Below are 23,517 nucleotides of genomic sequence, written 5' to 3' on the forward strand. Positions count from 1 at the left end.
ACCAATGACAACTAAATTTAAAACGAATTTGTATTTACCATTAGCCGGAATAATTTTCATTTTCATGGTGGCTTGTGGAAATAAAAAAACGAAGACAGAACCATTGTCTCAGGAAATAATTGTAAAAAAGGAACCTGTAAGTTTCACCTATTCTGAGGTTACAGGAATTGGAAAAGATTCGGTTTATAACCGAAGAGATCCAAGTGATATTATTAAGGTGAACGATACATATTACGTGTATTACACAAGAATGGACAAGCCTGTAAGATCTGGGTATTGGGGCACTATTTGGTATGCTACTTCAACCGATGAAGGGCATACATGGAAAGAACAAGGTATGGCATTAGGTTTAGGCGAAGAAGGCGCTTTTGATAGTCACTCCGTTTTTACACCAAATATTTTAGCTTATAAAGGAAAATATTACATGTATTACACAGGAGTACAGCCAACTCCAGGAAATCCTAACAAAAAATTTGAAGGAAACAGCACTACAGACTTTACAGCCATAGGTGTAGCAGTGGCAGATAGTCCTGAGGGCCCTTTTAAAAGACCTAAAAACAATGTGGTAATTGCTCATAGTGAGGTATCGTCGGATTTTGATAGTTATCGCGTTGACGATGCAAGTTTATTAGTAAAAGACGAAAAAATATGGTTGTATTATAAAGGACGTTGTATTGAACATGGAAAAGAAGGGCCAAAACGTACGCAAATGGGAGTGGCTATGGCTAATAACCCAGAAGGACCATTTAAAAAATACGATCATCCTTTAATAGAAAAAGGGCATGAAGTGTTAATTTGGAATCAAGACGGAGGTGTTGCATCGCTTGCGTCTTTAAGTAAATCCATTCATTGGGCTGAAGATGGTTTAGACTTTAATCCGCTTCAAGAAAATTTGGAACATATTCCTATGGCTCCAGGTTTATACAGACCACATTTACAAGATGGAAATACGGCAAGTGAAATACCTGGTTGGGGAATTTGTATGCGCCAAAGTAAAGGCGAAGCACATTTGTTTCGATATGAAATTAAGAATTTAGATTAGTAATATTTAAAATCATGCTAAAAATACCTTCATTGTTACTAGTTATTTTAACAATTATGTTACATGTTAATTGTTCTAATAAAAAAAAAACAGCTACTCATGTAAAAACAACGTCAGTAGAAAACAATAGTATTCCTTTAACTATTGGAACTTACACGAAAGAATCGAGCGAAGGTATTTATCAAGCAGATTTTAATACTGAAACAGGAGAAATATCGAATTTAAAATTACTGGTAAAAGTTCAGGAGCCATCATTTTTGGAATTAACCAAAGATAGAGAAAAGCTTTATGCTGTAAGTGAAATAGATGAAGGAAAGCTTAGTGTTTTTAAAAAGGACAAAGACGGAAGCTATGAGTTAAATCAAGACATTTCAACCGAAGGTTCTACGACTTGTCATGTTACACTTAATAAAGATGAATCACTTGTTTCTGTAGCAAATTACCGAAAAGGAAGTGTTACAGTTTATAAAAATAGTAGTGATAAACTTGAAATTTTAACATCATTTAAGCACGAAGGTTCTAGTGTACATTTTAGACAAAAAGTATCACATCCGCACAGTACTTATTTTTCAAAAGACGAAAAATATATTTACGTGCCAGATTTAGGAACAGATGAAATCCTTTCTTACCCTATTGTAAAAGGAGTACCCCAAAAAGGTAAAGTAGCCATTAAAATGAATCCTGGTGATGGGCCAAGACATATGGCTTTACATCCAACAAAAAATATGTGGTTTGTGGTAGGAGAGATAAGCAGTGTTGTTTGGACTTTACTTCCAAAACCAGATGGAACTTTTGAAGTGATTGATCAACAAAAATTATTGCCTAATGGATTGAAAGGAAGAAGTACAGCTGCTGATATTCATATATCTCCAAATGGAAAATATTTATATACTTCAAATAGAGGACATAAGGATGGTTATCACTGTATTTCAGTTTTTAAAATTTTAGATTCTGGAAAACTAGAATTGAAAGGGCATGTAAGTACAGGAATTAATCAACCTAGAAATTTTACCCTTTCACCCGATGGTCAATTTTTATTAGTTGCCAATCAGTACGGAGATAATATTATTGTATTTAAGGTAAAATCCGATGGTATGTTAGAATTAACAGAACACACTGCAAACATAAGTATGCCAGTTTGCTTAAAGTTTTAAAAGATATAATTTAATGAAACCTATAAAATTAGTTTGCTTTATACTTTTGTTTTGTGCGCTACAGGTGATGAGTGCACAACATACATTAAAGGTGCTTAATTTTCAGGCAGACAATGGGTTTCAGCATGAGTCTAAAAAAATAGCTTTACAAATGATTGAGGATTTAGGAGAAACTAACCATTGGCAGGTTGTTACTTCTATTGATGCGGCATATATCACAGCTAAAAATCTAGCTACTTTCGATGTTGTTGTTTTTAATAACAACTGTGGAAATAAAGGGCCTATTTTTTCAACAGCACAATATTTAGTTTTACAAAATTATATTAAAAATGGAGGTGGTTTTGTAGGGATTCATTGTGCAGGTGCTATATGGAAAGAAGAAGTAGCATTTCAAGAATGGTATGAGAAACTAATAGGAACACGATTAGAAAAACATCCTAAAGTACAGCAGGCAAAATTGTTAGTAGAAGATAGTACACAAATAGCAACAAGTCATTTACCTAAAGAGTGGTTTCTTACAGATGAATGGCACACCTTTTCATATAATCCTAGAAAAAAGGTAAATGTGTTACTGTCTTTAGATGAAGATTCTTATTCAGGAACTCCAAAAATGCAAGGCGATCATCCTTTTACTTGGTATCAATATTTTGATGGAGGTCGTTCATTTTTTACATCATTAGGCCATACAATCGATATTTATAAAAACGAAAACTATCAAAAACTAATTAAAGGAGGGATTCTTTGGGCCTCCGGACAAACAGAAAAAGAATTAAAACTACCAGTACAAAAAGACTTAATGGTAGATTTAAATCCAGATGAAGGTATTACAATTGAAAAAGGAAATAGGATAAGTTCATGGAAAAACAGTATTCAAAATAATGCGGTAACTGCTTTTAACAAACAAAACAAGGGAAGAAAAATAGCTAATTCTGGTATGCCAAGATTAAAAATGAACGTTCCTGAATTAAATGGCCATAACAGTGTAGTATTTCACCGTCAAGAATTAGTAAATAATCAAGAAGACGCTTTTGATCATTTAACCCAAGGTAGTGGGTACACATGGTGTGCAATATTATCTGTTTATCAACAAGTACCAGGAAAACCAGGTGTCAATTCTTTTTTTGGAAATTTAAGAAATACAAATATTGATAAAAAAGGGAGTTACGAAGGTTTTTGGGCTGGTTTGAGTGATGAAAATCTAATTTGGATGGGATCCAGGAATACGCTTGCAAAAGGATTATGGAATAAAAATAGTCTGCACCTAATAAGTTCAGAACCTTTAAAAACAGCTAAATATTATTTGGTTATAGGTAGAATGCAAGCGGGTAAAGAAAATTCAAAAATGGAGTTATTTATAAATTCAATTACCCCTGTAGCTGAAGGTTTTTTTCCTGTGAATAATAATGGAAATCCATCAAAAATGGTAATAGGTCAAGAGAGAGATGCTACCAATCATCCAGGGCACGAATCTTTTGATGGAGAAATTGCGAGATTTTTAATTTATGAAAGACCACTGTCGAATAATGAATTACAAAATACAATAGAATATTTAATGAAAACTTACAATATTAAAAAATGAGAAATTTGAAACATATACATCAATTCATCATTGCAGTTTTGGTATTTACGTATGTCAACGCTCAAGAAAATCAATGGCCGGTATTAAAGCATTACGATCAGGCACATACAGATAGAATTGCTATGCCAGTTGGAGGTATTGGTACAGGAACGGTTTCATTAACAGGACGAGGCGCTCTGGAAGATTGGGAAATTATGAGTCGTCCGGCTAAAGGATTCAACCCAAAATATGCGGGAGTAGCTGTAATTAATAGAGCTCCTTTTTTCTCAATTTATTATAAAGAAGCAGAAAAAGAAGCAAAAGCTTTGCTTTTAGAAGGTCCTGTACCTGCTAAATATGATGAAGGTTTTTATGGGTCTAAGGCACCTAATCACGGATTGCCTCGCTTTTCTGAAGCTACTTTTCAAACAGCTTATCCCTTTGGACAAGTGTTGTTAAAAGATAAAGAAGTACCTCTACAAGTAACTGTTGGAGCATTTAATCCCTTAATTCCAGGAAATGTAGACGATAGTAGTTTACCTATGGCTGTTTTAAGTTATAAAGTAAAAAATACTAGCAGTAAACCTATTACCATTTCTTTAGCAGGTAACATTCCAAATTTTATTGGATTTGATGGTACTAATGGAAAAGCTTATCAAAATATAAATACGTATAAGTCCGAAAATGGCATTAAAGGAATTCACTACACAGCTGGTAAAGATGTGGATAAAGAAAGTATGCAGTATGGAAGTTTTAGTTTAACTACCAATAGCACTGGCGAAATATCGTATAGAACTGCATGGCAACCAGGAGAATGGGGAAACAGTACGCTGGAGTTTTGGGATGATTATACAGATGATGGATTGCTAGAGGAAAGAACCTCTGCTCAAAAAAACAACATGGGTACTTTGGCGGTGAAAACAACCTTGGCTCCAAATCAAGAAAAGGACATTCGTTTTTACATTACTTGGCATTTTCCAAATAGAGCGGCATGGAGAAATAATAAAGAAAATGTAGGGAATTTTTATGCAACACAATTTAAAGATTCTTGGGAAGTAGCACAAAAACACGTGGCTAGAATTCCTGAGCTAGAGCAAAAAACGAAAACGTTTGTTAAGGCATTTATCAGTAGCGATACTCCTGAAATTATAAAAGAAGCAGCCTTGTTTAACTTGGCACATTTTAGAACGCAGTTGGCATTTAAAACCAAATCGGGATATTATTTAGGATGGGAAGGAATAAAAGACAATGAAGGTAGTGGTGACGGTACCTGTACGCATGTTTGGAATTACGAACAAACCATTCCTTTTTTGTTTGGTGATGTGGCTAAAAATATGCGAGAGGTAGAATTTCAATATGCTACCAACGAACAAGGATTGATGTCTTACCGTATTCATTTACCATTAAAAACCAAAGGAACCAATTTTGGATTGGCAGCTGCCGATGGGCAAATGGGAAGCATTATGAAGTATTACCGAGAATGGCAACTTTCTGGTGATGATGAATTTTTGAAAAAGAATTGGAGCAATGTTAAAAAAGCAATGGAGTTTTGTTGGATTCCTAAGGGTTGGGATCCTGATAAAGATGGCGTGATGGAAGGAAGTCAGCACAATACCATGGACGTAGAATATTACGGGCCTAATCCGCAAATGGGATTGTGGTATTTAGGAGCCTTGCGTGCTACCCAAGAAATGGCTAGTTATTTAGGAGATAGAAAATTTGCTAAAACATGTAAATCACTTTACAACAATGGTTCGGCGTGGATAGATGAAAATTTATTTAATGGAGAATATTATGTGCAAGAAATTGTACCACCTATGCATATAGATAGCATTGCTAAAGGATTGATTCGTGTAAAGAGACGTTTGGTGGCAGATGATCCTCAATATCAATTAGGTGAAGGAGTTTTGGTAGATCAATTGGTAGGCCAAGTGATGGCTCATATTTTAGATTTAGGATATTTGGTAGATAAAGAAAATATCAAAAAAACCAACGAATCTATTTTAAAATACAATTATAGAGACAACTTAATGAAGCACCCTAATTTTATGCGTTCGTATGCCTATGGTAACGAATCTGCATTATTAATGGCCGCTTATCCTAATAAAAGACCCAAACAACCCTTTCCTTATTTTACCGAGGTAATGACGGGGTTTGAGCATACAGCAGCTGTAGCTATGATTTACGAAGGTCAAGAAGCAGATGGATTAAAAACCATTCAAGATATCAGAAATCGTTACGACGGTAAAAAAAGAAACCCATTTAACGAAGCGGAGTTTGGTCATCATTATGCACGTAGTATGATGGCTTGGGCAGGGGTGTTGGCAACTTCTGGTTTCCATTATTCTGGAGTAGAAAAATCAATGAGATTTACAGCTAAACCAGGAAAATATTTTTGGAGTAACGGTTATAGCTGGGGAACATGTGAGGTAGAAAATAACAAAGCAACACTAACTGTTTTGCACGGACAATTAAAATTGAAAACTTTTGAGTTAGAAGGAGTAGGTGAAAAGAAATTTAGAGAGAAAACTATTCAAAAAAATGAAAGTGTAACCATAAAAATATAACATGAAAAATAATATTTACATAGCCTTAGTTTTTTTGTGTACAATTTTTGTCGTTAATGGTCAAGAGCAAGAAAATAAATGGCCTGTTTTAAAAACCTATAAAGGAGAATATTTAACCAAAGTAGCCATGCCTTTAGGAGGTATTGGAACAGGAACGGTTTCTTTGGGAGGTAGAGGAGATTTACGTGATTGGGAAATAGCTAACCAAGGGGCTTTGGGATGGAAACCAGTATTTAATTCTGGAAGAGGAGGTATTAATATCGCTCCTTTTTTTGCCATTCGAACTAAAGCAACTCAAGGAGATACACAAATTAGATTGCTCGAAGGCCCTCTTTCTACAAATAATTTAGATGGAGATTGGGGAAGTAACGAGTTGAATAGTGGTTTTCCTCGTTTTGGTAATTGTGAGTTTCAGGCAGCGTATCCATTGGCAAAAGTTCAGTTGAGCGATGAAAATAGTCCTGTAAAGGTTACTTTAAAAGCTTTTAACCCAATGGTTCCTGGAGATACTAAAACAAGTAGCATGCCCACGGCTATTTTAAAATATGTTGTTAAAAACAAAACAAATGAAGCCATTGAAACCACAGTATTAGGTGCTATTCCAAATTTTATTGGTACAGATGGATGGGGAGGAACTTCAAAAGGAAATAAAAACACTTTTAAAAAAGAACAGAATTTCACCGGTATTTTTATGGAGAACAAAAAGGTAGACACTCTAAATGGAAAATGGGGAACCATGGCTCTTACAACACCCGAAACAAAAGGAGTAAGCTACCGTACGCAATGGAGTCCACGTTTAGGATGGAATGGGTCGTTAATTGATTTTTGGGATGACATAAATGATAATGGAGAACTAGAAGAACGAAAAGGTGAGTACCCAGGAAACAAACCAGCTACACTAGCCATAAAAGCTAAAATACCTGCTAATAGTACAAAAGAGTTTGTATTTGTGTTAACATGGAATTTTCCGTACCGATTGGCTTGGGAGGCTCAATTTAATTATGGTGAACATCCGCCAATTAAGAATCATTATGCTACTGTATATAATAATGCTTGGGATGTTGCTAAAGAAGTTATTCCAAATCTTCCTGTTTTAGAAAAAAGAACGGTAAAGTTTGTGAATGCTTTTGTAGATACTGATGTGCCAGAGGTGATTAAAGAAGCAGCACTATTTAATGTTGCCAATTTACGTTCTCAAACTGTTTTTAGAGACGAAGATGGTTACACATTTGGTTGGGAAGGTACTGGAAGCGTAAAAGGAATTGCCATCAACCCTAAAGGAGCAGCAGCAGGATGGGGATTTGGATCTTGTACACATGTTTGGAATTACGAGGTTACCACACCTTTCTTATTTGGAGATGTAGCCATGAGTATGCGAGAAGTTGAGTTTAAATATGCTACCGATCTTCAAACGGGAAATATGGCACACAGAGTTAGAGTCCCTATAAAAACAGAAGAACATAGCAGAAGAAAAGATGCAGCCGATGGGCAACTAGGGTGCTTAATGAAAATGTATAGAGAATGGCAATTATCTGGAGACGATAAAAAATTAAAAGAATTGTATCCATATATAAAGGCTGCTATGGAATTTGCTTGGAAAGATAGTGGTTGGGATAAAGATGCCAATGGTGTGTTAGAAGGAAAACATCATAATACCATGGATGTAAACTATATTGGCCCTAACCCACAGATGCAAACTTGGTATTTGGGTGCATTGCGTGCCACAGAAGAAATGGCTCTTAAAATGAATGATAAAGCATTTGCAAAAAAATGTAGAGCCATATTTAAAAGTGGTAGTGATTGGACAGATAAAAACTTGTTTAACAGTGAGTATTACATACAAAAAGTGCCTAAGCCAACAGATTATCAAATTGGAGAAGGAATTCTTGTCGATCAGTTGGTAGGTCAATACATGGCACATATTTGTGATTTAGGGTATTTGTTAGATAAAAATAATATGAAGACCACCCTAAAAACCATCAAAAAATATAATTGGAAAGAAGATTTTAATAACCATTTAAGTACGTTTAGAAGTTATGCTGTAGGAAACGAAAAAGGATTGATTATGGGATATTACCCAAAAGGTAAAAGAGAAGCTCGTCCTTTTCCTTATTACAGTGAAGTAATGACAGGTTTTGAATATAGTACTGGTGCGCATATGTTATACGAAGGCATGGAAAAAGATGGGTTAGAAGTGTTTACTGCTGTTAGAAATCGTTACGATGGTAAAAAAAGAAATCCATTTAACGAAGGCGAATTTGGGCATCGTTATGCCCGTGCTATGGCTTCTTATAGTGGTTTGTTAGCCTATACTGGCTTCCATTTTTCTGCTGTAGAAAAATCAATGGAATTTACGTCCAAGTCAGGAAAATATTTCTGGAGTAATGGTTATAGCTGGGGAACATGCCAGGTAAAAAATAATGAAGCAATTGTAACCGTGCTTTCAGGAAAAATAGAATTAAAAAGTTTTACGCTAAACGGTATAGGAACCAAAAAACTAAAAGGAAAAGTAATTGATGAAAATGAAAGTTATACCATAAAACTATAAAGAATATGAAAAAAATAACCAAAATATTAATGCTGTCAATTTTTGTAATTACAGCGATAGCTTTCAGTAAAAAGAAACAAAAAGTATTAATTATAGGAGATTCTATATCTATAGGCTACACAACTTTTGTAAAAGAAAATTTAAAAGAAGTTGCTGAGGTTGTACACAATCCAGGAAATGCACAACATACGGGTAAAGGTTTAAAGAATATTGAAAATTGGATTGGTGATGAACAGTGGGACATCATCCATTTTAATTGGGGATTGTGGGATTTATGTTATAGGCATCCAGATTCTAAAGTTCAAGGAAAAAGAGATAAAGCCAATGGAACTATTACTTTTTCTATAGAAGATTACGAACGTAATTTAAGAGCTATTGTTAAAAAAATAAAACAAAAATCTAATGCTAAATTAATTTTTGTAACCATCTCTTATGTGCCTACAGAAGAAGCAGGAAGATATGTAGAAGATGCTATTAAATACAATAAAGTTGCACGTAAAGTAATGCAGGAAAACGATATTGAAATTAATGATATCTATAAAGTTTCTAAAAAAATACATCAAAAACACGGAAAAGGAAACGATGATGTGCATTACACCAAAAAAGGGTACCAAGAATTAGGGAAACACATTTCTAATTTTCTAGAAAAAAAATTAAGGTAGATGAAACTAAACTTAAAATATTTACTGATAACAGTACTGTTAAGTACCTATGGTTTTGGTCAAAATACTAAAAATACCAAACCCAATTTGGTCATCATATTTACAGACGATCAAGGATATGGAGACTTACGTTGTTTTGGTGGACAACATGTTTATACGCCTAACATCGATCAAATGGCAAATGAGGGAGCAAAATTAACTAGTTTTTATATGGCATCTCCACTATGTACTCCATCCAGAGCTGCATTAATGACGGGGTCTTATCCTAGAAGAGTAAGTATGGAGCCACCTTCTAGTTTAACCGTAGATTTGCCTAATGTACCTAAAGGGAAAAAATTTCCTGTTTGTTTAGCTGCCGATGGAAATGGATTAAACCCTGATGAAGTTACGCTTGCAGAAATCGCAAAATCTGTTGGGTATAGTACCGGAATGTTTGGAAAATGGCACTTAGGAGATCAACCTGAATTTTTACCTACTAAACAAGGTTTTGATGAGTTTTTTGGTTTGCCTTACAGTCATGATATTTCACCAAAACATCCAAGACAACAATTTTTTAAATTTCCATCACTTCCTGTTTTAGAAGGTGAAAAAGTAATAGAATTAGATCCTAACAAGGATAATTTAACCAAAAGAGTTACACAAAGAGCTGTTCAATTTATTAAAGAACACAAAGATGAAAATTTCTTTTTATACGTGCCACACCCAATTCCGCATGGACCTCTAGCGGCTTCAAAAGAAATTAAAAAAGAGTATGCAAATCTGTTAAAAAGTGGCGTGAAAGCAGATGATAATATTTACTCAACGGCCATTTATGAAATTGATTGGTCGGTAGGACAAATATTACAAACTTTAAAAGAACAAGGTATTGACGATAATACCATTGTGCTATTTACCAGTGATAACGGTGCTGCCAACAGAAAAGGTTCTACAAAACCTTTAAGAGGTCATAAAGGACAAACTTTAGAAGGAGGAATGCGTGTACCTACGGTAATTCGTTGGCCAGCAAAAATTAAAGCCGGAATTGAAATTGATGAACTATTAACAAGCATGGATGTACTGCCTACTTTTGCAAAATTAATAGGAGCAAAATTGTCTAAAAACACCATTGATGGAAAAGACATCATGCCAGTGCTTACAACAAATGCAAAAACACCCCATGAATATTTCTTTTATTCTCATTGGGGAACTTTAGAAGCAGTAAGATGGGGCGATTGGAAACTAAGAATTGTAAAGGATGAAGCAGCACTTTATAACTTAAAAACGGACATTGCCGAAAAGAACAATGTCATACATCAGTATCCTAAAATAGTTGCACAATTAAAAAAAGAGATGCAAAAATTTGAAAAAGAAATGGAAAAAAATGCACGTCCTGTTGGGCATGTAGAAAATCCTAAACCATTAACAAAATAATATATTTAAAAATGATAAAAAAGCTAGTTTTATATAGTGTACTAATCTTGTCTCTTGGCTCATGTACGGCTCAAAAAGAAAGCAGCAAACCTAATTTTATCATCATCTTTACAGACGACCAAGGGTATCAAGATTTGGGTTGTTTTGGTTCTCCAAACATTAAAACACCTAACATAGATAAAATGGCATCAGAGGGAATGAAGTTTACTAATTTTTATGCTCAAACCGTTTGTGGACCATCAAGAGCGGCATTAATGACGGGTTCGTATCCTATGCGAAATGCACGTAATGATAATGGCGATAATCCGCATCCTAAATTAGCATTGAGCGAAGTTACCATTGCTGAGGTGTTAAAACCCTTGGGTTACAAAACAGCTATGATTGGAAAATGGGATTTGGCAGGACATAACCCAGAAAAATTTAATCCAGATTTATTACCCATGCATCAGGGTTTCGATGAATCTTTCTTAACTCCAGGAAGTAACGATGCAAGAGTACATTTAATCAGAAATAATAAGTTGGTAGAAAAGAATGCAGACATGTCTACATTAACAAAAAGATATACCAACGAGGCTATTAGTTTTATCGACAAAAATAAAAAACAACCTTTTTTTCTATATCTAGCGCACACCATGCCACATACCAAATTAGCTGTTTCAGATGAATTCAAAGGAACATCAGAAGGTGGTTTGTACGGTGATGTTATTGAAGAAATAGATTACAATGTTGGGAGAATTTTAAATCATTTAAAACAAACAGGGTTAGATGAAAATACCTATGTAATTTATACAAGTGATAATGGGCCTTGGTGGATTAAAAAAGAGCACGGAGGACATGCAGAACCTTTACGAGGAGCAAAAACATCGGCTTGGGAAGGCGGATTTAGAGTTCCTGCCATTGTTCGTGCACCGGGAAAAGTACCAGCTGGAAAAACATCAGAAAATATAGTAGCTACTATAGATTTGTTACCCACCATTGCAAAAATTGCTGGAGCCACGCTTCCAAAAGATAGAGTGATTGATGGGGTAGATGTTTCAGAAATTATTCATGCGATATCAACCGAATTGGATAGACCATTTTTTTACTACCAACATCATATTTTACGTGCTGTTAGAAAAGGGAAATGGAAGTTGCATTTACCGCATCAACCTAAAACTAATTCTATTGTTCATAGAAAATGGCCAATTCATAGTGCTCCAAAAGATAGAGAATTGTTTACCAAACCTATGCTATACAATTTAGAAACAGATATTGCAGAAACTACCAATGTTGCAGAAGAAAATCCAGAAGTGGTTAAAGAATTACTACAACTGCTAGATTGGGCAAAACAAGATATTGGAGATATAAATAAACGTGGAACAAATGCGAGACCCGTTGGAAATGAACCTTATCACACACCAAATAATTTGATACCTCTTAACTAAAAACTAATAATTATGAATTTTAAAAAATTAAGCATCCTATTACTGTGTTTATCCGGTGTAATATTTAAAGCTTCTTCACAAGAAAAACCCAACATCATCATTCTATTTGCTGATGATTTAGGGTATGGAGATTTAGGCTGTTACGGAGCACAAGATGTACAAACTCCTAATATTGATGAGTTGGCCAAAGAAGGGTTGAGATTTACCGATTTTCAGGTAGCATCCTCAGTTTGTAGTCCGTCAAGAGCAGCATTACTTACAGGTCGTTATCCTATGCGAAACGGATTTCCTGTGGCTCAAGGAAAAATAGAAAAACACAAAGATTATGGTTTGCATCCTGATGAAGTTACCATTGCCGATGTGCTTTTAAAAGAAAAGTATGCAACATTAGCTATAGGAAAGTGGCATTTAGGATTTAATGAAGGACACCAGCCTACAGACCACGGATTTCAGCAGCACTATGGTTTGCAATCCAATTGGCATACAAGTCATCCAGATTTAGACGATTTGTACCACAACGGAAAAGTAATAAAGGAAAACGTTGCTTTTGAAACTTTAATTGGAGATTATACCAATAAAGCCATCGAATATATCGAAGAAAATAAAGAGAATCCATTCTTTATATATCTAGCTTATCATTCGGTGCATTCACCTATCAAACCTAGCAAGGAATTTATTGGAACATCTAAAGGAAGTTTATACGGAGATTACGTTCAGGAGTTAGATTATCATGTTGGTAGATTAACTCAAGCACTTACAGATAAAAAGTTAGATGAAAATACCATTGTAATTTTCTTGTCAGATAACGGGCCAGCTATTTGCCATTTTGGAGGTTCGGCAGGAGCATTAAACGGAGGGAAATACACCACTATGGAAGGAGGTTTCCGTATTCCAGCCATCATCAAATGGAAAGGGAAATTTGCAACTGGAGTAAACGATACGTTTTTATCATCTATGGATGTATTACCAACATTGACTTCTATAGTTGGAGCAGAACTACCAAAAGATAGAGTTATTGATGGAAAAAATATCACTTCAATTTTAAAAACAGGAAAAGGCGAAACACCACATAAGTATGTGTATTACTATAACGGTATCAACTTGCAAGCTATTAGAAAAGGAAAATGGAAATTGCATTTGCCAAGAACTTCAGAAGATCAACCTGTTTGGTCTAAAAACAAAAACGAAAAGCCGTTTAACGGAACTAACTTAAAGAATATTGGTTGTAAAGGATTAATCGCATTAAAACGTCCGTTATTGTTTAATTTGGATTTGGATATGGGCGAACTCACAGACATTTCTAAAAAACATCCAGAGGTTGTAAAAGAGTTGCTAAACGAAGCAGAAAGAGTAAGAAAAGAATTAGGAGATATTGATGTGATAGGAACAGACCAACGTGTGCCTCCGTTTGAAAATATTCAAGAGAAATACTAAACACTAAAATAAGAATTATGAATTTTCATATTAACAAATTAAAACTGAGTTTTTTAGGAGGTTTATTTTTTTTGATTTTAGGTTGTGCAGAAACCAAATCAAAATCAAAGACAAAAGAAAATACATTGCCAAACGTTGTTTACATTTTGGTAGATGATTTAGGTTATGGCGATTTAGGGTGTTACGGCGCAACCAAAGTAAAAACACCTAATATTGATAAACTTGCCAACCAAGGAAAAATGTTTACAGATGCACACTCAGCTTCTGCGGTATGTACACCTTCGCGTTATGCTTTGTTAACAGGGCAATACCCAATTAGAGGGAATAATGGCAAAGGCATCTGGGGACCAGCTTCTGTACCGTCGGAATTATTAATTGATACAGAGCAAATTACCATTGCCGATGTATTTAAAACTAGTGGATACAGTACTGCTGCTTTAGGAAAATGGCATTTAGGGTTTAAAACAGGTGAAAATGACTGGCAAGAACCTTTAAGTCCAGGGCCAAATAATTTAGGTTTCGATTATTATTATGGAGTGCCATTGGTTAATAGCGCGCCACCTTATGTTTACGTTGAAAATACCCGTGTGGTTGGCGGAGATGAAAAAGACCCGTTAGTTTTTATAGGAAGAGGTAAAGAAGGTGTCACGCCTATAACGCCAATTCCGCCTGAAGCATCACAGAGAACACCTAATATGTTTAAAGGTGCGGTTGAGGCACATAAACTGTACAACGATTATACTGTAGGCGAAGTGTTGGCTGATAAAGCTGTAAATTGGATTACGGAAAAAACTACAGGGGAACATAAAAATCCGTTCTTTTTATATTTTGCAACAACGCATATTCATCATCCATTTACTCCAGGAACGAATTTTCAAGGCAAAAGCGATGCAGAATTGTATGGCGATTTTATTCAAGAACTAGATTGGATGGTTGGTCAAGTCACTTCAACACTAGAGAAACAAGGCGTTGCAGATAATACGCTAGTAATTCTAACAAGCGATAATGGCGCTATGCTAAATTTAGGCGGTCGTAATGCAGTACGTGCCGGACATAAAATTAATGGCGATTTGTTAGGCTTTAAATTTGGTGTATGGGAAGGCGGGCACCGTGTGCCATTTATAGCAAAATGGCCAGGGAAAATTAAACCAGGAACCGTATCTAATCAATTAATTTGTAATGTAGATATGTTGGCAACATTTATGGCGGTTACAGGGCAAAATCCGAACAGTTTAGAAAATTCAGATAGTGAAAATGTATTGGAAGCATTTATAGGAGCTCCAAAAGAAAATATTAGAAACCAATTATTGTTGGCTCCTAAAAGTAAAAAACACCTGTCTTTACGAAAAGGAAAATGGATGTACATTCCTGCTAAAGGAAGTGGCGGTTTTGGTGGGTCAAAACCACATCAGCATGCTTGGGGTGGAGCAGCAGCGGTAAATTTTGTAGGCGGAAAAAACAGCGACATGGAAAACGGAAAACTAAAAGAAGATGCGCAAGTGGCACAATTGTATAATTTGGAAAACGATAAATATCAAACCACCAATGTGTACAATCAATTTCCTGAAGTGGTTAAAGAAATGGAAAGCATTTTAGATACTTACAGACCTAAAAACTAATATATAGATATGAAAAAAACGGTTCAAAATATTGGAATTTTAATGCTTTTGTTGGGATTAATATTTTCTTGTAATCAAAAAAAGAAATCAGAAAAAGAAAACCATGCTGCAGATACAGCTCCACACCAAAACCAAAAAATTGAAGGTGCTACTTATGGTGACGATGTAAGTTTTATGAAAAATTATATAGAACTTATCGAGTTAACAGATGCTAATAATCAATCTAAAGTTGCCGTTTCGGCGGCATTGCAAGGTCGCGTTATGACGAGTTCTGCCGATGGAAAATCTGGTAGAAGTTACGGTTGGATTAATAGTGAGTTGTTTGAATCTAAAGAAATCCAAGAACACATAAACGTTTACGGAGGAGAAGAGCGTTTTTGGTTAGGGCCAGAAGGCGGACAATACTCTATCTTTTTTAAAAAAGGAGCTGAGTTTACTTTAGATGATTGGTACACGCCAAAATTAATAGATTTAGAACCTTTTGATGTGAAAAATGTATCGGCGACTTCGGCTACGTTTACCAAAAAAGCATCTTTAAAAAATTATTCAGGGTTCCAGTTCGATATGGAAATTGAAAGAGAAGTGTCTATCCTTTCTAAAGATGATATTCAAAAGCAATTAAACCTTTCAGAATTATCTAATAATTTAAAAACGGTTGCATATCAAACTAAAAATACCCTTACCAATATCGGTACAAAAGATTGGAAAAAAGACAGCGGTTTATTGTCTATTTGGTTGTTAGGTATGTTTAATCACTCGCCAAATACCACTATTGTAATTCCTTATGTTCAAGGAGATGACGCTAAATTAGGGAAGGTAGTAAACGACACGTATTTTGGAAAAGTACCAGCAGAAAGATTGGTGGTAAAAGAAAATGCCATTTTCTTTAAAGGCGATGGAGAATACAGAAGTAAAATAGGTTTAACACCAATGCGAGCAAAGGATATTGCAGGGTCTTACGATTCAGCCAACGGAATTTTAACCATCGTAAAATACAACAAGCCTAAAAATGTTACAGATTACGTAAACTCGATGTGGGAAATTCAAGAAGAACCTTTTAAAGGTGATGTTATTAATGCGTATAACGATGGCGCACCAGAACCTGGAGCTAAGCCATTAGGGCCTTTTTACGAGTTAGAAACATCGTCTCCTGCACTGGCTTTAAAGTCGGGTGAAAGTGGAACACATATTCAAACTACGTTTCACATAGAAGGAGATGAAATAATATTAAATCCTATAATTCAAGAGCTTTTTGGAGTGACTATTAACGATATAAAAACGGCATTTAATTAAATATTCGGGTATGAATTCTTTAAAATTCAAATTAATTACAATTGTCTTTATATTCAGCTTAATTTTTTCTGAAAGTGCTTTTGCGCAGTTTGAAAATAAAACAACTATTATAGGTTTGGTTACAGACGAAAATAATAATCCCATAGATGGTGCATTTATTGAAGCTAATGGAGAAGGCACAAAAACTAAGTCTAACGGAAAGTTTTTGCTAAAGTTACACACAATAAATTCTGAAAAAACAATTTTTAGTGTTTCAAAACTCGGGTTTAAAGAACAAAAAGTAAAAGTAAATACAGCAAAATTAGCTAATGGTTTAATAATTCAATTGTTTCCCGATGGGAATAAACTGGCTAAATACCAAATAGAAAAAGTCAGTATAGAACCCGAAGTACTTTCAGTAATGAAAGAAAAATGGGGCGATAATTTTATACATGCTCAATATCCTAAGCAATTTTTAAATCACATCATTACGCTAAAACCTGGAGAAAATGTTCAAGCCGCTATCGACAAAGCTAATGAAAGTGGTGGCGGAATTGTGTACTTAACCGAAGGAATCCATACTACAGATAATTTAAAAATTAAAAGTAAAGTAACGCTTTGTGGAGCAGGAAGAAGTAAAACCATTTTAAAACACACGGGTAAAGATCATTTTATGGATCAGGCAGTACAAAAACTTACCGATGTTGTGTTTAAAGACATCACTTTACAAGGCGGAGAAAACACAAAAAGCGGGTTGAATTTACGCGGGCAAAACGATGATAGACACGAACGTTTTATGTGGCAAAATGTAAATATTACGGGTATCAATTCCCACGGAATTGGTATTAGCCGTGTGAACCATATAATTATGGACAATAGCCATTTTCAACACAATGGACTTAAAGGGAGTTTGCACCACAATGTATATTTTTTATTTGTAAGTTATGTCTTGCAGTCCGATTGTGATATGTCTAATCCTGCAGAAGGTAAATCAAATAAATACACTTCAACTTCCCATTTACTTACCCAACGTTGTGTGATGAAAAATGGAAAAGGAAATGGAATTCAAGCCGATAACGACCAAGGCGGTTATTTGTTTTTTCATAAACATCATTTGTCAGGATTTAAAAGAGTAGCCATGTGGTTCCCTTGCGAAGAATATTATAACAAGTTTCATTATACCGAAGACCCTAAATGGGTGCCTCAAAACGTGATTTTAAATCGTTGCGAAGTTATCAATAATGGTTATGGAGCCATGTGGAGAATTGTAAGGGGAAAGTCCAACGTCATCAATAGTTATTTTGATAATGAAAAAATTGATATGGGACTTTTAAAATGTAATGTAAAAATGGATAAAAATAGTGTGTTTAAAAAAGGCCATGCCTTTTATGAAGATGTAGAAGAGTGGCCAAAAGATTTAAAATTACTAGGGTAGTTGAACATACTTTAGAAAAAATAAATATGAAGATGAAAAATGGACTAGTTGTTATTTTAAGTGTTTGGTTTCTATCGGCTTGTGCCCAAGAAAAAAAGCCAAACATCATTTTTATTATGGCCGATGATTTGGGTTGGCAAGATGTGGGTTTTATGGGTAGTAATTGGTTTGAAACGCCAAATTTAGATGCTTTAGCCAACGAAAGCATGGTGTTTACAGATGCTTATATGTACCCAACATGCTCGCCTTCAAGAGCGGCTTTGTTAACAGGAAAACAGTCTTTTAGAACAGGTGTTTACACTGTTCCTGTATTAGAAAAAGATGATAATCAGCATCATATATTTTCACGTTGGACAGTTGGTTTGGAACACACCATGTACGCGCAACCGTTAAAAGAAGCTGGTTATAAATCCATTCACTTGGGTAAATGGCATCTAGTAGGACCTAATCCTAAGGAAGAAATAGATTATCCATTCGAAAAACCGTTGAGACAACCTAATAATGGAAATTTAGATTGGTTGCAAGAGCATCAATCAGCAGAAATTCAACAGTATTATCCAACAGGAAAAGGCTTCGATGAAAATGTTGGAGGTACATGGTGGGGCGATCCTGCTCGTGGATACAAAAAAGGCTATAAAGCGGAGAGTGGTGGCTACAAAGCTCCTTTTAAAAATCCGTTTATAGAAGATAAAAAAGATGATGAATGGTTAACAGATAGGTTAACAGATGAAACAATCAATTTTATCAAAAGAAATAAAAACAGACCATTTTTTGTAAACCTGCATTACTACGCACCGCATAGACCAACAGTTCCTAGAAGCAAGGAACAATACCAAAAATTTTTAAACAAAACTCCAGACTCTGTTACCGGACAAGGTGAAAAAGGATTAGAAGAAATAGCGGGTTATGCCACTATGATTGCTTCCATTGATGAAAACGTAAAACGCATTTTCGATTATTTAGATGAACAAGGTTTACGAGAAAACACCATTGTTATTTTTACATCAGACAACGGATTTAACGGTTTGCAGAGTAATACAAATAGCTTAAGAGGAAATAAAGGTACTGTTTACGAAGGAGGAATTCGCGTACCCGCATTTGTAAACTGGAAAGGCAAAGTAAAGGCCGGAATTTCAGAAACGCCTATTTGTGGAATGGATTATTTTCCAACGTTTTTAGACTTGGCTAATGTTAAAAATTATGAAGGCATTTTAGATGGAGAAAGTATTGTGCCTTTGTTAGAAGAAAAACGTTTCGCAGAGCGTTCCCTGTTTTGGCATCTGGCGAGCAACACCTACAAAAATCAACCATGTTCCATTATTAGAAAAGGTCATTGGAAACTCATTCAGTTTTTAAACGATGGAAAAGTGGAGTTGTATAATTTGAAAGATGATTTAAAAGAAACTGAAAACTTAGTTTCGGTAGAAAAGGAAGTTTCAGAAGCATTGTTATTAGAGTTAACATCTTGGAGAAAAGAAAACAAAGTGCCATTGCCTCCGGCTTCAGTATTAAAATTTTAAGCAAAAAATAATGAAAAAAAGTGTTTTAATAGTAATCCTGTTGTCTTTAGGAGTGTTTAAGGTTTATTCGCAATCTAAAATAAAATCGAATACAGTTAACTATACAACAATTAACGGACTAGAACGTGACTCCAACGGCTATATCCGTCGGGATAATAGCGATATTATTAAAGTAGATGGTTTGTATTATGTGTGGTACTCTAAAATGAGACAATTTGTACCCAATTTGCCAGTAGCTTCAACTATATGGTACGCTACATCTCCAGATGGGTTTACTTGGACAGAAAAAGGGGAGTGTATTGCAACTGGTAAAAAAGGAAGTTGGGATGATGATTTTGTTTTTACTCCAGGTATTCTTGTGGCTAATGATAAATACTACCTTTTCTATACTGCTATAAGTACAGTTAAATCGGAAAATGGACTTACAAGCCAAGATACAGCAATTGGTGCTGCGGTTTCCGATTCGCCAAATGGACCTTGGGAAAAACTCCCCTCGAATCCAATTCTTTTGCCTAGTGAAGACCGAAATGATTTTGATAGCCATCGTATTGATGACTCATGTTTAATTGTTCGAGATGGAAAATTTTGGTTGTATTACAAAGGACGTCAGTGGGGTAAAGCACCAACAGAAACTAAAATGGGAGTGGCTATAGCAGAAAACCCTGAAGGACCTTATATAAAACACAAAGAAAATCCACTTGTAGAGGGAAGCCACGAAGTTTTGGTTTGGCCTCAAGGAACAGGTGTTGGAACCATGGTAGGGATGAAGTTAAAGGGCAAAAAATCAATTCCATTTTACCAAATGTATGCCAAGGATGGTATTCATTTCAAAAAAACATATCAGATAGATAATGATAATGCACCATGGGCTCCTGGAGCGTATCGTCCAGAAGCTTTTACAGATAGTGATAAAGGACAGATAATAAAATGGGGCTTACATATTGGAGGAGCTAGACCTAATTTGTTTTTGGAAAGATTTGATATTACAAATTAAATGCTTATTTGAACTAATTTAAGAAAAGATTGATTTTATGAAAAGTAATACTTTTAAATTGAGGTTTTTAGCAAAAAAAGTACAACTGGTCGCACTATGTTTTTTTATAAGTCAGTTGGCATTTTCAAAAGAAATATATGTTTCTGTAGTAGGAAACGATTCTAACGAAGGTTCAATAAATCAACCTTTTGCGTCTATAAATCGTGCTGTTTCCGAAGCTAAAAAAGTAATAGGAAAAGAAGCTGTTACCATTTGGATGAATGAGGGAACGTACCATATTTCTGAAACATTGCTGTTAGATGCATCTTTTTCTGGAACGGCTCAATATCCTTTTACAATTTCAGCAGTACCAGGAGCAAAAGTAACCATAAAGGGTTCTAAAGTGTTGGATGGTTTACTGTGGAAGGAATTTAAAGATGGGGTTTACGTTGCACAAGTACCAAAAGGTCTTGAGTTCGATCAAATTTTTGTAAACAACCAACGTCAAGTTCGCGCACGTTTTCCTAACTATGATTATCAAAATCCATTGAGAGGAGGGAATGGATATCTAAAGGTTACAGGAGGAACCGATAGGCGATTTGATGAATGGTTTAGCTACAACCCCAATACGTTTACACAAAAAGAATGGAGCCAACCAGAAACCGGAATTGTGCATGCCTTTCAGAGCCATAATTGGGGTAATATGCAGTATCGTGTAAAATCAATAGACAGAAAAAATAATAAAGTGTTTTTAGGTGAAGGTGGTTGGCAGTTGCAACGTAAATTTGGAATTGGAGGAACAGGTGAAAAGGCATCTTGGTTTTATATTGAAAATATTTTTGAGGAGTTAGATGTTCCTGGTGAATGGTTTTTAGATACAGAGCATAATTTGCTGTATTACTATCCTGCCGCAGGTGTAAATCTTCAAGAATCGATAATTGAAGTTCCTTTATTAAAAGACTTAATTCAATTAAAAGGAACATCTCAAAATCCTGTAAAACACATCACAATAAAAGGCATAAACTTCACGCATTCCACACTAACATTCATGGAAGATTATGAACCAGTAGCACGAGGAGATTGGGCGATTCATAGAGGAGGCGCTGTTTTTATGGAAGGTGCCGAAAATTGTAATATTGAAGATTGCAACTTTGAATATTTAGGAGGAAACGGCGTATTTATGTGCAGTTATAACCGAAATAATGTGGTTAGAAATTGTCGTTTTGTGCATACTGGTGAGAGTGCCGTTTGTTTTGTAGGGTCGCCATCGGCAGTTCGTTTCTATCAAACATGGGACGACTGGGAAATTAAGGGTAAAGATTGGGACGATATGCGAAAAAACATGGATTTAAAACCTGGACCTAAATCTCCAGATTATCCTAAAAACTGTGTGGTAGAAAATAGCATCATGCACGATTTTGGCGATTTCGGTAAACAGGTAGCCGGTGTTTACATTTCTATGAGTCATAAAATTAGGGTGTCTCATAACACCATTTATAATTGTCCGCGTGCAGGAATTTGTATAAACGATGGGACTTGGGGCGGTCATATTATTGAAAACTGTGATATCTGGGAAACCGTTCGTGAAACAGGGGAACATGGTCCATTCAATTCGTGGGGTAGAGAAAGACAATGGCGATTTGGAAGCGGTAGTGACGAGCATTTTCTGAGAGAATACACAAAACTAGATGCCATAGATGTTACAATTCTTAGAAATAATAGAATTGCCAATTTCCGTAAATCTGTAAGTGCAGGAAATTGGACGATTGATTTAGATGATGGTTCTTCTAATTATGAAATTTATAACAACCTAAATTTAGGATCAACCATAAAACTTCGTGATGGCATGTACCGAAAGGTTTACAATAACATAACTGTAAGTGCAGTACCGTTGGGCTGGCATGTATGGCCAAAAAAGTCGTTTGATGAGGTGCATCATAATATTTTTGTTATTTCTGGAGCTGTTCCAGGTAAAACAAAACCAACAGAACAGTTTATTCGCGCTATAAGGTTACCTAGCGATGTCTCATGGAGTAATAATTACGATTATAATTTATACTGGAATGTGAACGAACCAAACAACCCTAAAATTGCCGAAAATAAATCTATGGCTGAGTGGCAGGCTCAAGGGTACGATCAAAATGCTGTAGTGGCCAAACCTTTGTTTAAAAATCCAGAAAAAGGAGATTACAGCGTGCAAGAGAATTCTCCTGCTTTAAAACTAGGCTTTAAAAATTTTCCTATGAATGAATTCGGACATCAAATGACTCGAATTGTTCCTTACGGAGGAAAATTTTCTAATAATGTTGAAGTTGAGCTTAAGGCAGATAAACGTATGGAAAGCGGCGGAAGCCTTCATTTTACAGTAGATGGTTCTGAACCGACAATACATTCACCTGTTTATGAAGCACCTTTCATATTAAAAAAATCTACTGTTTTAAAAGCCAAAACATTTGATGCAGATGGCAATCCTATAGGTTTTACTCAAAAAGCAATATTTAGGAAAGTAGACCAAGTTGAACACCCAAGCTGGTTTCAAACACTGCTTGATGGTAAGTACAATCAAAGAGTTACTGCAGTTGAAAAAAAGGCCGCTGTTGAAGAAATTTACGGAGCCATAATGGTTGATATTGCAGACGACCCAGATTTAATTGATGCTTCGGGAGGCTATAACTACGGATGCTTCATAAAAGCTATCGATCCACAAAAAGGATTAGCACTAATACAATCTGGATTATCAAAAGAATGGGTAATACAAGCAGTAAATGATGAAAAAGTTGAAAATATTTCAGATTTAAAAAAACTATTGAACAAATACCGAGGAAAACAAATTCATATAACGGCAGTTAGAAATTATTTAACCAAACAATTTACTATAACAACCACTAAAAACGAATAA

Annotated in this window: 15 protein-coding genes; all 15 read left to right on the plus strand. The window is 35.2% G+C overall.

Annotated elements, in window-relative coordinates; all coding sequences use genetic code 11:
• Nucleotides 1-4: 4 nt before the first annotated feature.
• From LG651_RS06275 to LG651_RS06345, 15 genes are read left to right on the plus strand one after another with little or no spacing between them, the layout of a single operon-like run.
• A complete protein-coding gene (locus tag LG651_RS06275; protein WP_226695278.1) occupies nt 5-1,042 on the plus strand; it encodes a family 43 glycosylhydrolase in 1,038 nt (345 codons plus the stop codon).
• A 14-nt stretch (nt 1,043-1,056) separates the two neighbouring features.
• The gene (locus tag LG651_RS06280; RefSeq protein WP_226695279.1) at nt 1,057-2,196 is read left to right on the plus strand and encodes a lactonase family protein; all 1,140 of its coding nucleotides are present in this window, start codon (nt 1,057-1,059) and stop codon (nt 2,194-2,196) included.
• Nucleotides 2,197-2,209: 13 nt separating this feature from the next.
• The gene (locus LG651_RS06285; RefSeq protein ID WP_226695280.1) at nt 2,210-3,775 is read left to right on the plus strand and encodes a ThuA domain-containing protein; all 1,566 of its coding nucleotides are present in this window, start codon (nt 2,210-2,212) and stop codon (nt 3,773-3,775) included.
• Nucleotides 3,772-6,321 (plus strand): GH116 family glycosyl-hydrolase, encoded by a 2,550-nt coding sequence (locus tag LG651_RS06290; RefSeq protein WP_226695281.1) that lies wholly within the window; start codon nt 3,772-3,774, stop codon nt 6,319-6,321. The genes LG651_RS06285 and LG651_RS06290 overlap by 4 nt, the downstream gene beginning before the upstream one ends.
• Before the next feature lies 1 nt (nt 6,322).
• Nucleotides 6,323-8,869, plus strand: coding sequence for a GH116 family glycosyl-hydrolase (locus LG651_RS06295; protein WP_226695282.1), 2,547 nt, complete (start codon nt 6,323-6,325; stop codon nt 8,867-8,869).
• A 5-nt stretch (nt 8,870-8,874) separates the two neighbouring features.
• Nucleotides 8,875-9,531 (plus strand): SGNH/GDSL hydrolase family protein, encoded by a 657-nt coding sequence (locus tag LG651_RS06300; protein ID WP_226695283.1) that lies wholly within the window; start codon nt 8,875-8,877, stop codon nt 9,529-9,531.
• On the plus strand, nt 9,532-10,941 hold the full coding sequence (locus tag LG651_RS06305) for a sulfatase family protein (protein WP_226695284.1): 1,410 nt from the start codon (nt 9,532-9,534) through the stop codon (nt 10,939-10,941).
• 11 nt (nt 10,942-10,952) lie between these two features.
• Complete coding sequence (locus tag LG651_RS06310) at nt 10,953-12,365, plus strand: sulfatase family protein (RefSeq protein ID WP_226695285.1); 1,413 nt, start codon at nt 10,953-10,955, stop codon at nt 12,363-12,365.
• Nucleotides 12,366-12,377: 12 nt separating this feature from the next.
• The gene (locus LG651_RS06315) at nt 12,378-13,799 is read left to right on the plus strand and encodes a sulfatase family protein (RefSeq protein ID WP_226695286.1); all 1,422 of its coding nucleotides are present in this window, start codon (nt 12,378-12,380) and stop codon (nt 13,797-13,799) included.
• A 17-nt stretch (nt 13,800-13,816) separates the two neighbouring features.
• Nucleotides 13,817-15,418, plus strand: a complete 1,602-nt coding sequence (locus LG651_RS06320) for a sulfatase family protein (protein ID WP_226695287.1) — start codon at nt 13,817-13,819, stop codon at nt 15,416-15,418.
• A gap of 9 nt (nt 15,419-15,427) precedes the next feature.
• Nucleotides 15,428-16,711 (plus strand): DUF6786 family protein, encoded by a 1,284-nt coding sequence (locus LG651_RS06325; RefSeq protein ID WP_226695288.1) that lies wholly within the window; start codon nt 15,428-15,430, stop codon nt 16,709-16,711.
• 10 nt (nt 16,712-16,721) lie between these two features.
• Nucleotides 16,722-18,125 carry a carboxypeptidase-like regulatory domain-containing protein gene (locus LG651_RS06330; RefSeq protein WP_226695289.1) on the plus strand — a complete coding sequence of 468 codons (1,404 nt, stop codon included), beginning with the start codon at nt 16,722-16,724 and terminating at the stop codon, nt 18,123-18,125.
• A gap of 32 nt (nt 18,126-18,157) precedes the next feature.
• Nucleotides 18,158-19,645 (plus strand): sulfatase, encoded by a 1,488-nt coding sequence (locus LG651_RS06335; RefSeq protein ID WP_226695290.1) that lies wholly within the window; start codon nt 18,158-18,160, stop codon nt 19,643-19,645.
• A 10-nt stretch (nt 19,646-19,655) separates the two neighbouring features.
• Complete coding sequence (locus tag LG651_RS06340) at nt 19,656-20,639, plus strand: family 43 glycosylhydrolase (RefSeq protein WP_226695291.1); 984 nt, start codon at nt 19,656-19,658, stop codon at nt 20,637-20,639.
• A gap of 37 nt (nt 20,640-20,676) precedes the next feature.
• Entirely contained in the window at nt 20,677-23,517 is a 2,841-nt protein-coding gene (locus LG651_RS06345) for a right-handed parallel beta-helix repeat-containing protein (RefSeq protein ID WP_226695292.1), read from the plus strand.

It is taken from the genome of Neotamlana sargassicola (assembly GCF_020523965.1).
In the GTDB taxonomy this organism is placed as follows: Bacteria; Bacteroidota; Bacteroidia; order Flavobacteriales; family Flavobacteriaceae; genus Neotamlana; species Neotamlana sargassicola.

Excerpts from the sequence above, each read along its gene's own strand:
- LG651_RS06300 (WP_226695283.1), top strand. The coding sequence starts at position 8,875 with ATGAAAAAAATAACCAAAATATTAATGCTGTCAATTTTTGTAATTACA.
- LG651_RS06325 (WP_226695288.1), top strand. The coding sequence starts at position 15,428 with ATGAAAAAAACGGTTCAAAATATTGGAATTTTAATGCTTTTGTTGGGA.
- LG651_RS06285 (WP_226695280.1), top strand. The coding sequence starts at position 2,210 with ATGAAACCTATAAAATTAGTTTGCTTTATACTTTTGTTTTGTGCGCTA.
- LG651_RS06290 (WP_226695281.1), top strand. The coding sequence starts at position 3,772 with ATGAGAAATTTGAAACATATACATCAATTCATCATTGCAGTTTTGGTA.
- LG651_RS06275 (WP_226695278.1), top strand. The coding sequence starts at position 5 with ATGACAACTAAATTTAAAACGAATTTGTATTTACCATTAGCCGGAATA.
- LG651_RS06280 (WP_226695279.1), top strand. The coding sequence starts at position 1,057 with ATGCTAAAAATACCTTCATTGTTACTAGTTATTTTAACAATTATGTTA.
- LG651_RS06295 (WP_226695282.1), top strand. The coding sequence starts at position 6,323 with ATGAAAAATAATATTTACATAGCCTTAGTTTTTTTGTGTACAATTTTT.
- LG651_RS06345 (WP_226695292.1), top strand. The coding sequence starts at position 20,677 with ATGAAAAGTAATACTTTTAAATTGAGGTTTTTAGCAAAAAAAGTACAA.
- LG651_RS06340 (WP_226695291.1), top strand. The coding sequence starts at position 19,656 with ATGAAAAAAAGTGTTTTAATAGTAATCCTGTTGTCTTTAGGAGTGTTT.
- LG651_RS06310 (WP_226695285.1), top strand. The coding sequence starts at position 10,953 with ATGATAAAAAAGCTAGTTTTATATAGTGTACTAATCTTGTCTCTTGGC.
- LG651_RS06320 (WP_226695287.1), top strand. The coding sequence starts at position 13,817 with ATGAATTTTCATATTAACAAATTAAAACTGAGTTTTTTAGGAGGTTTA.
- LG651_RS06335 (WP_226695290.1), top strand. The coding sequence starts at position 18,158 with ATGAAAAATGGACTAGTTGTTATTTTAAGTGTTTGGTTTCTATCGGCT.
- LG651_RS06305 (WP_226695284.1), top strand. The coding sequence starts at position 9,532 with ATGAAACTAAACTTAAAATATTTACTGATAACAGTACTGTTAAGTACC.
- LG651_RS06315 (WP_226695286.1), top strand. The coding sequence starts at position 12,378 with ATGAATTTTAAAAAATTAAGCATCCTATTACTGTGTTTATCCGGTGTA.
- LG651_RS06330 (WP_226695289.1), top strand. The coding sequence starts at position 16,722 with ATGAATTCTTTAAAATTCAAATTAATTACAATTGTCTTTATATTCAGC.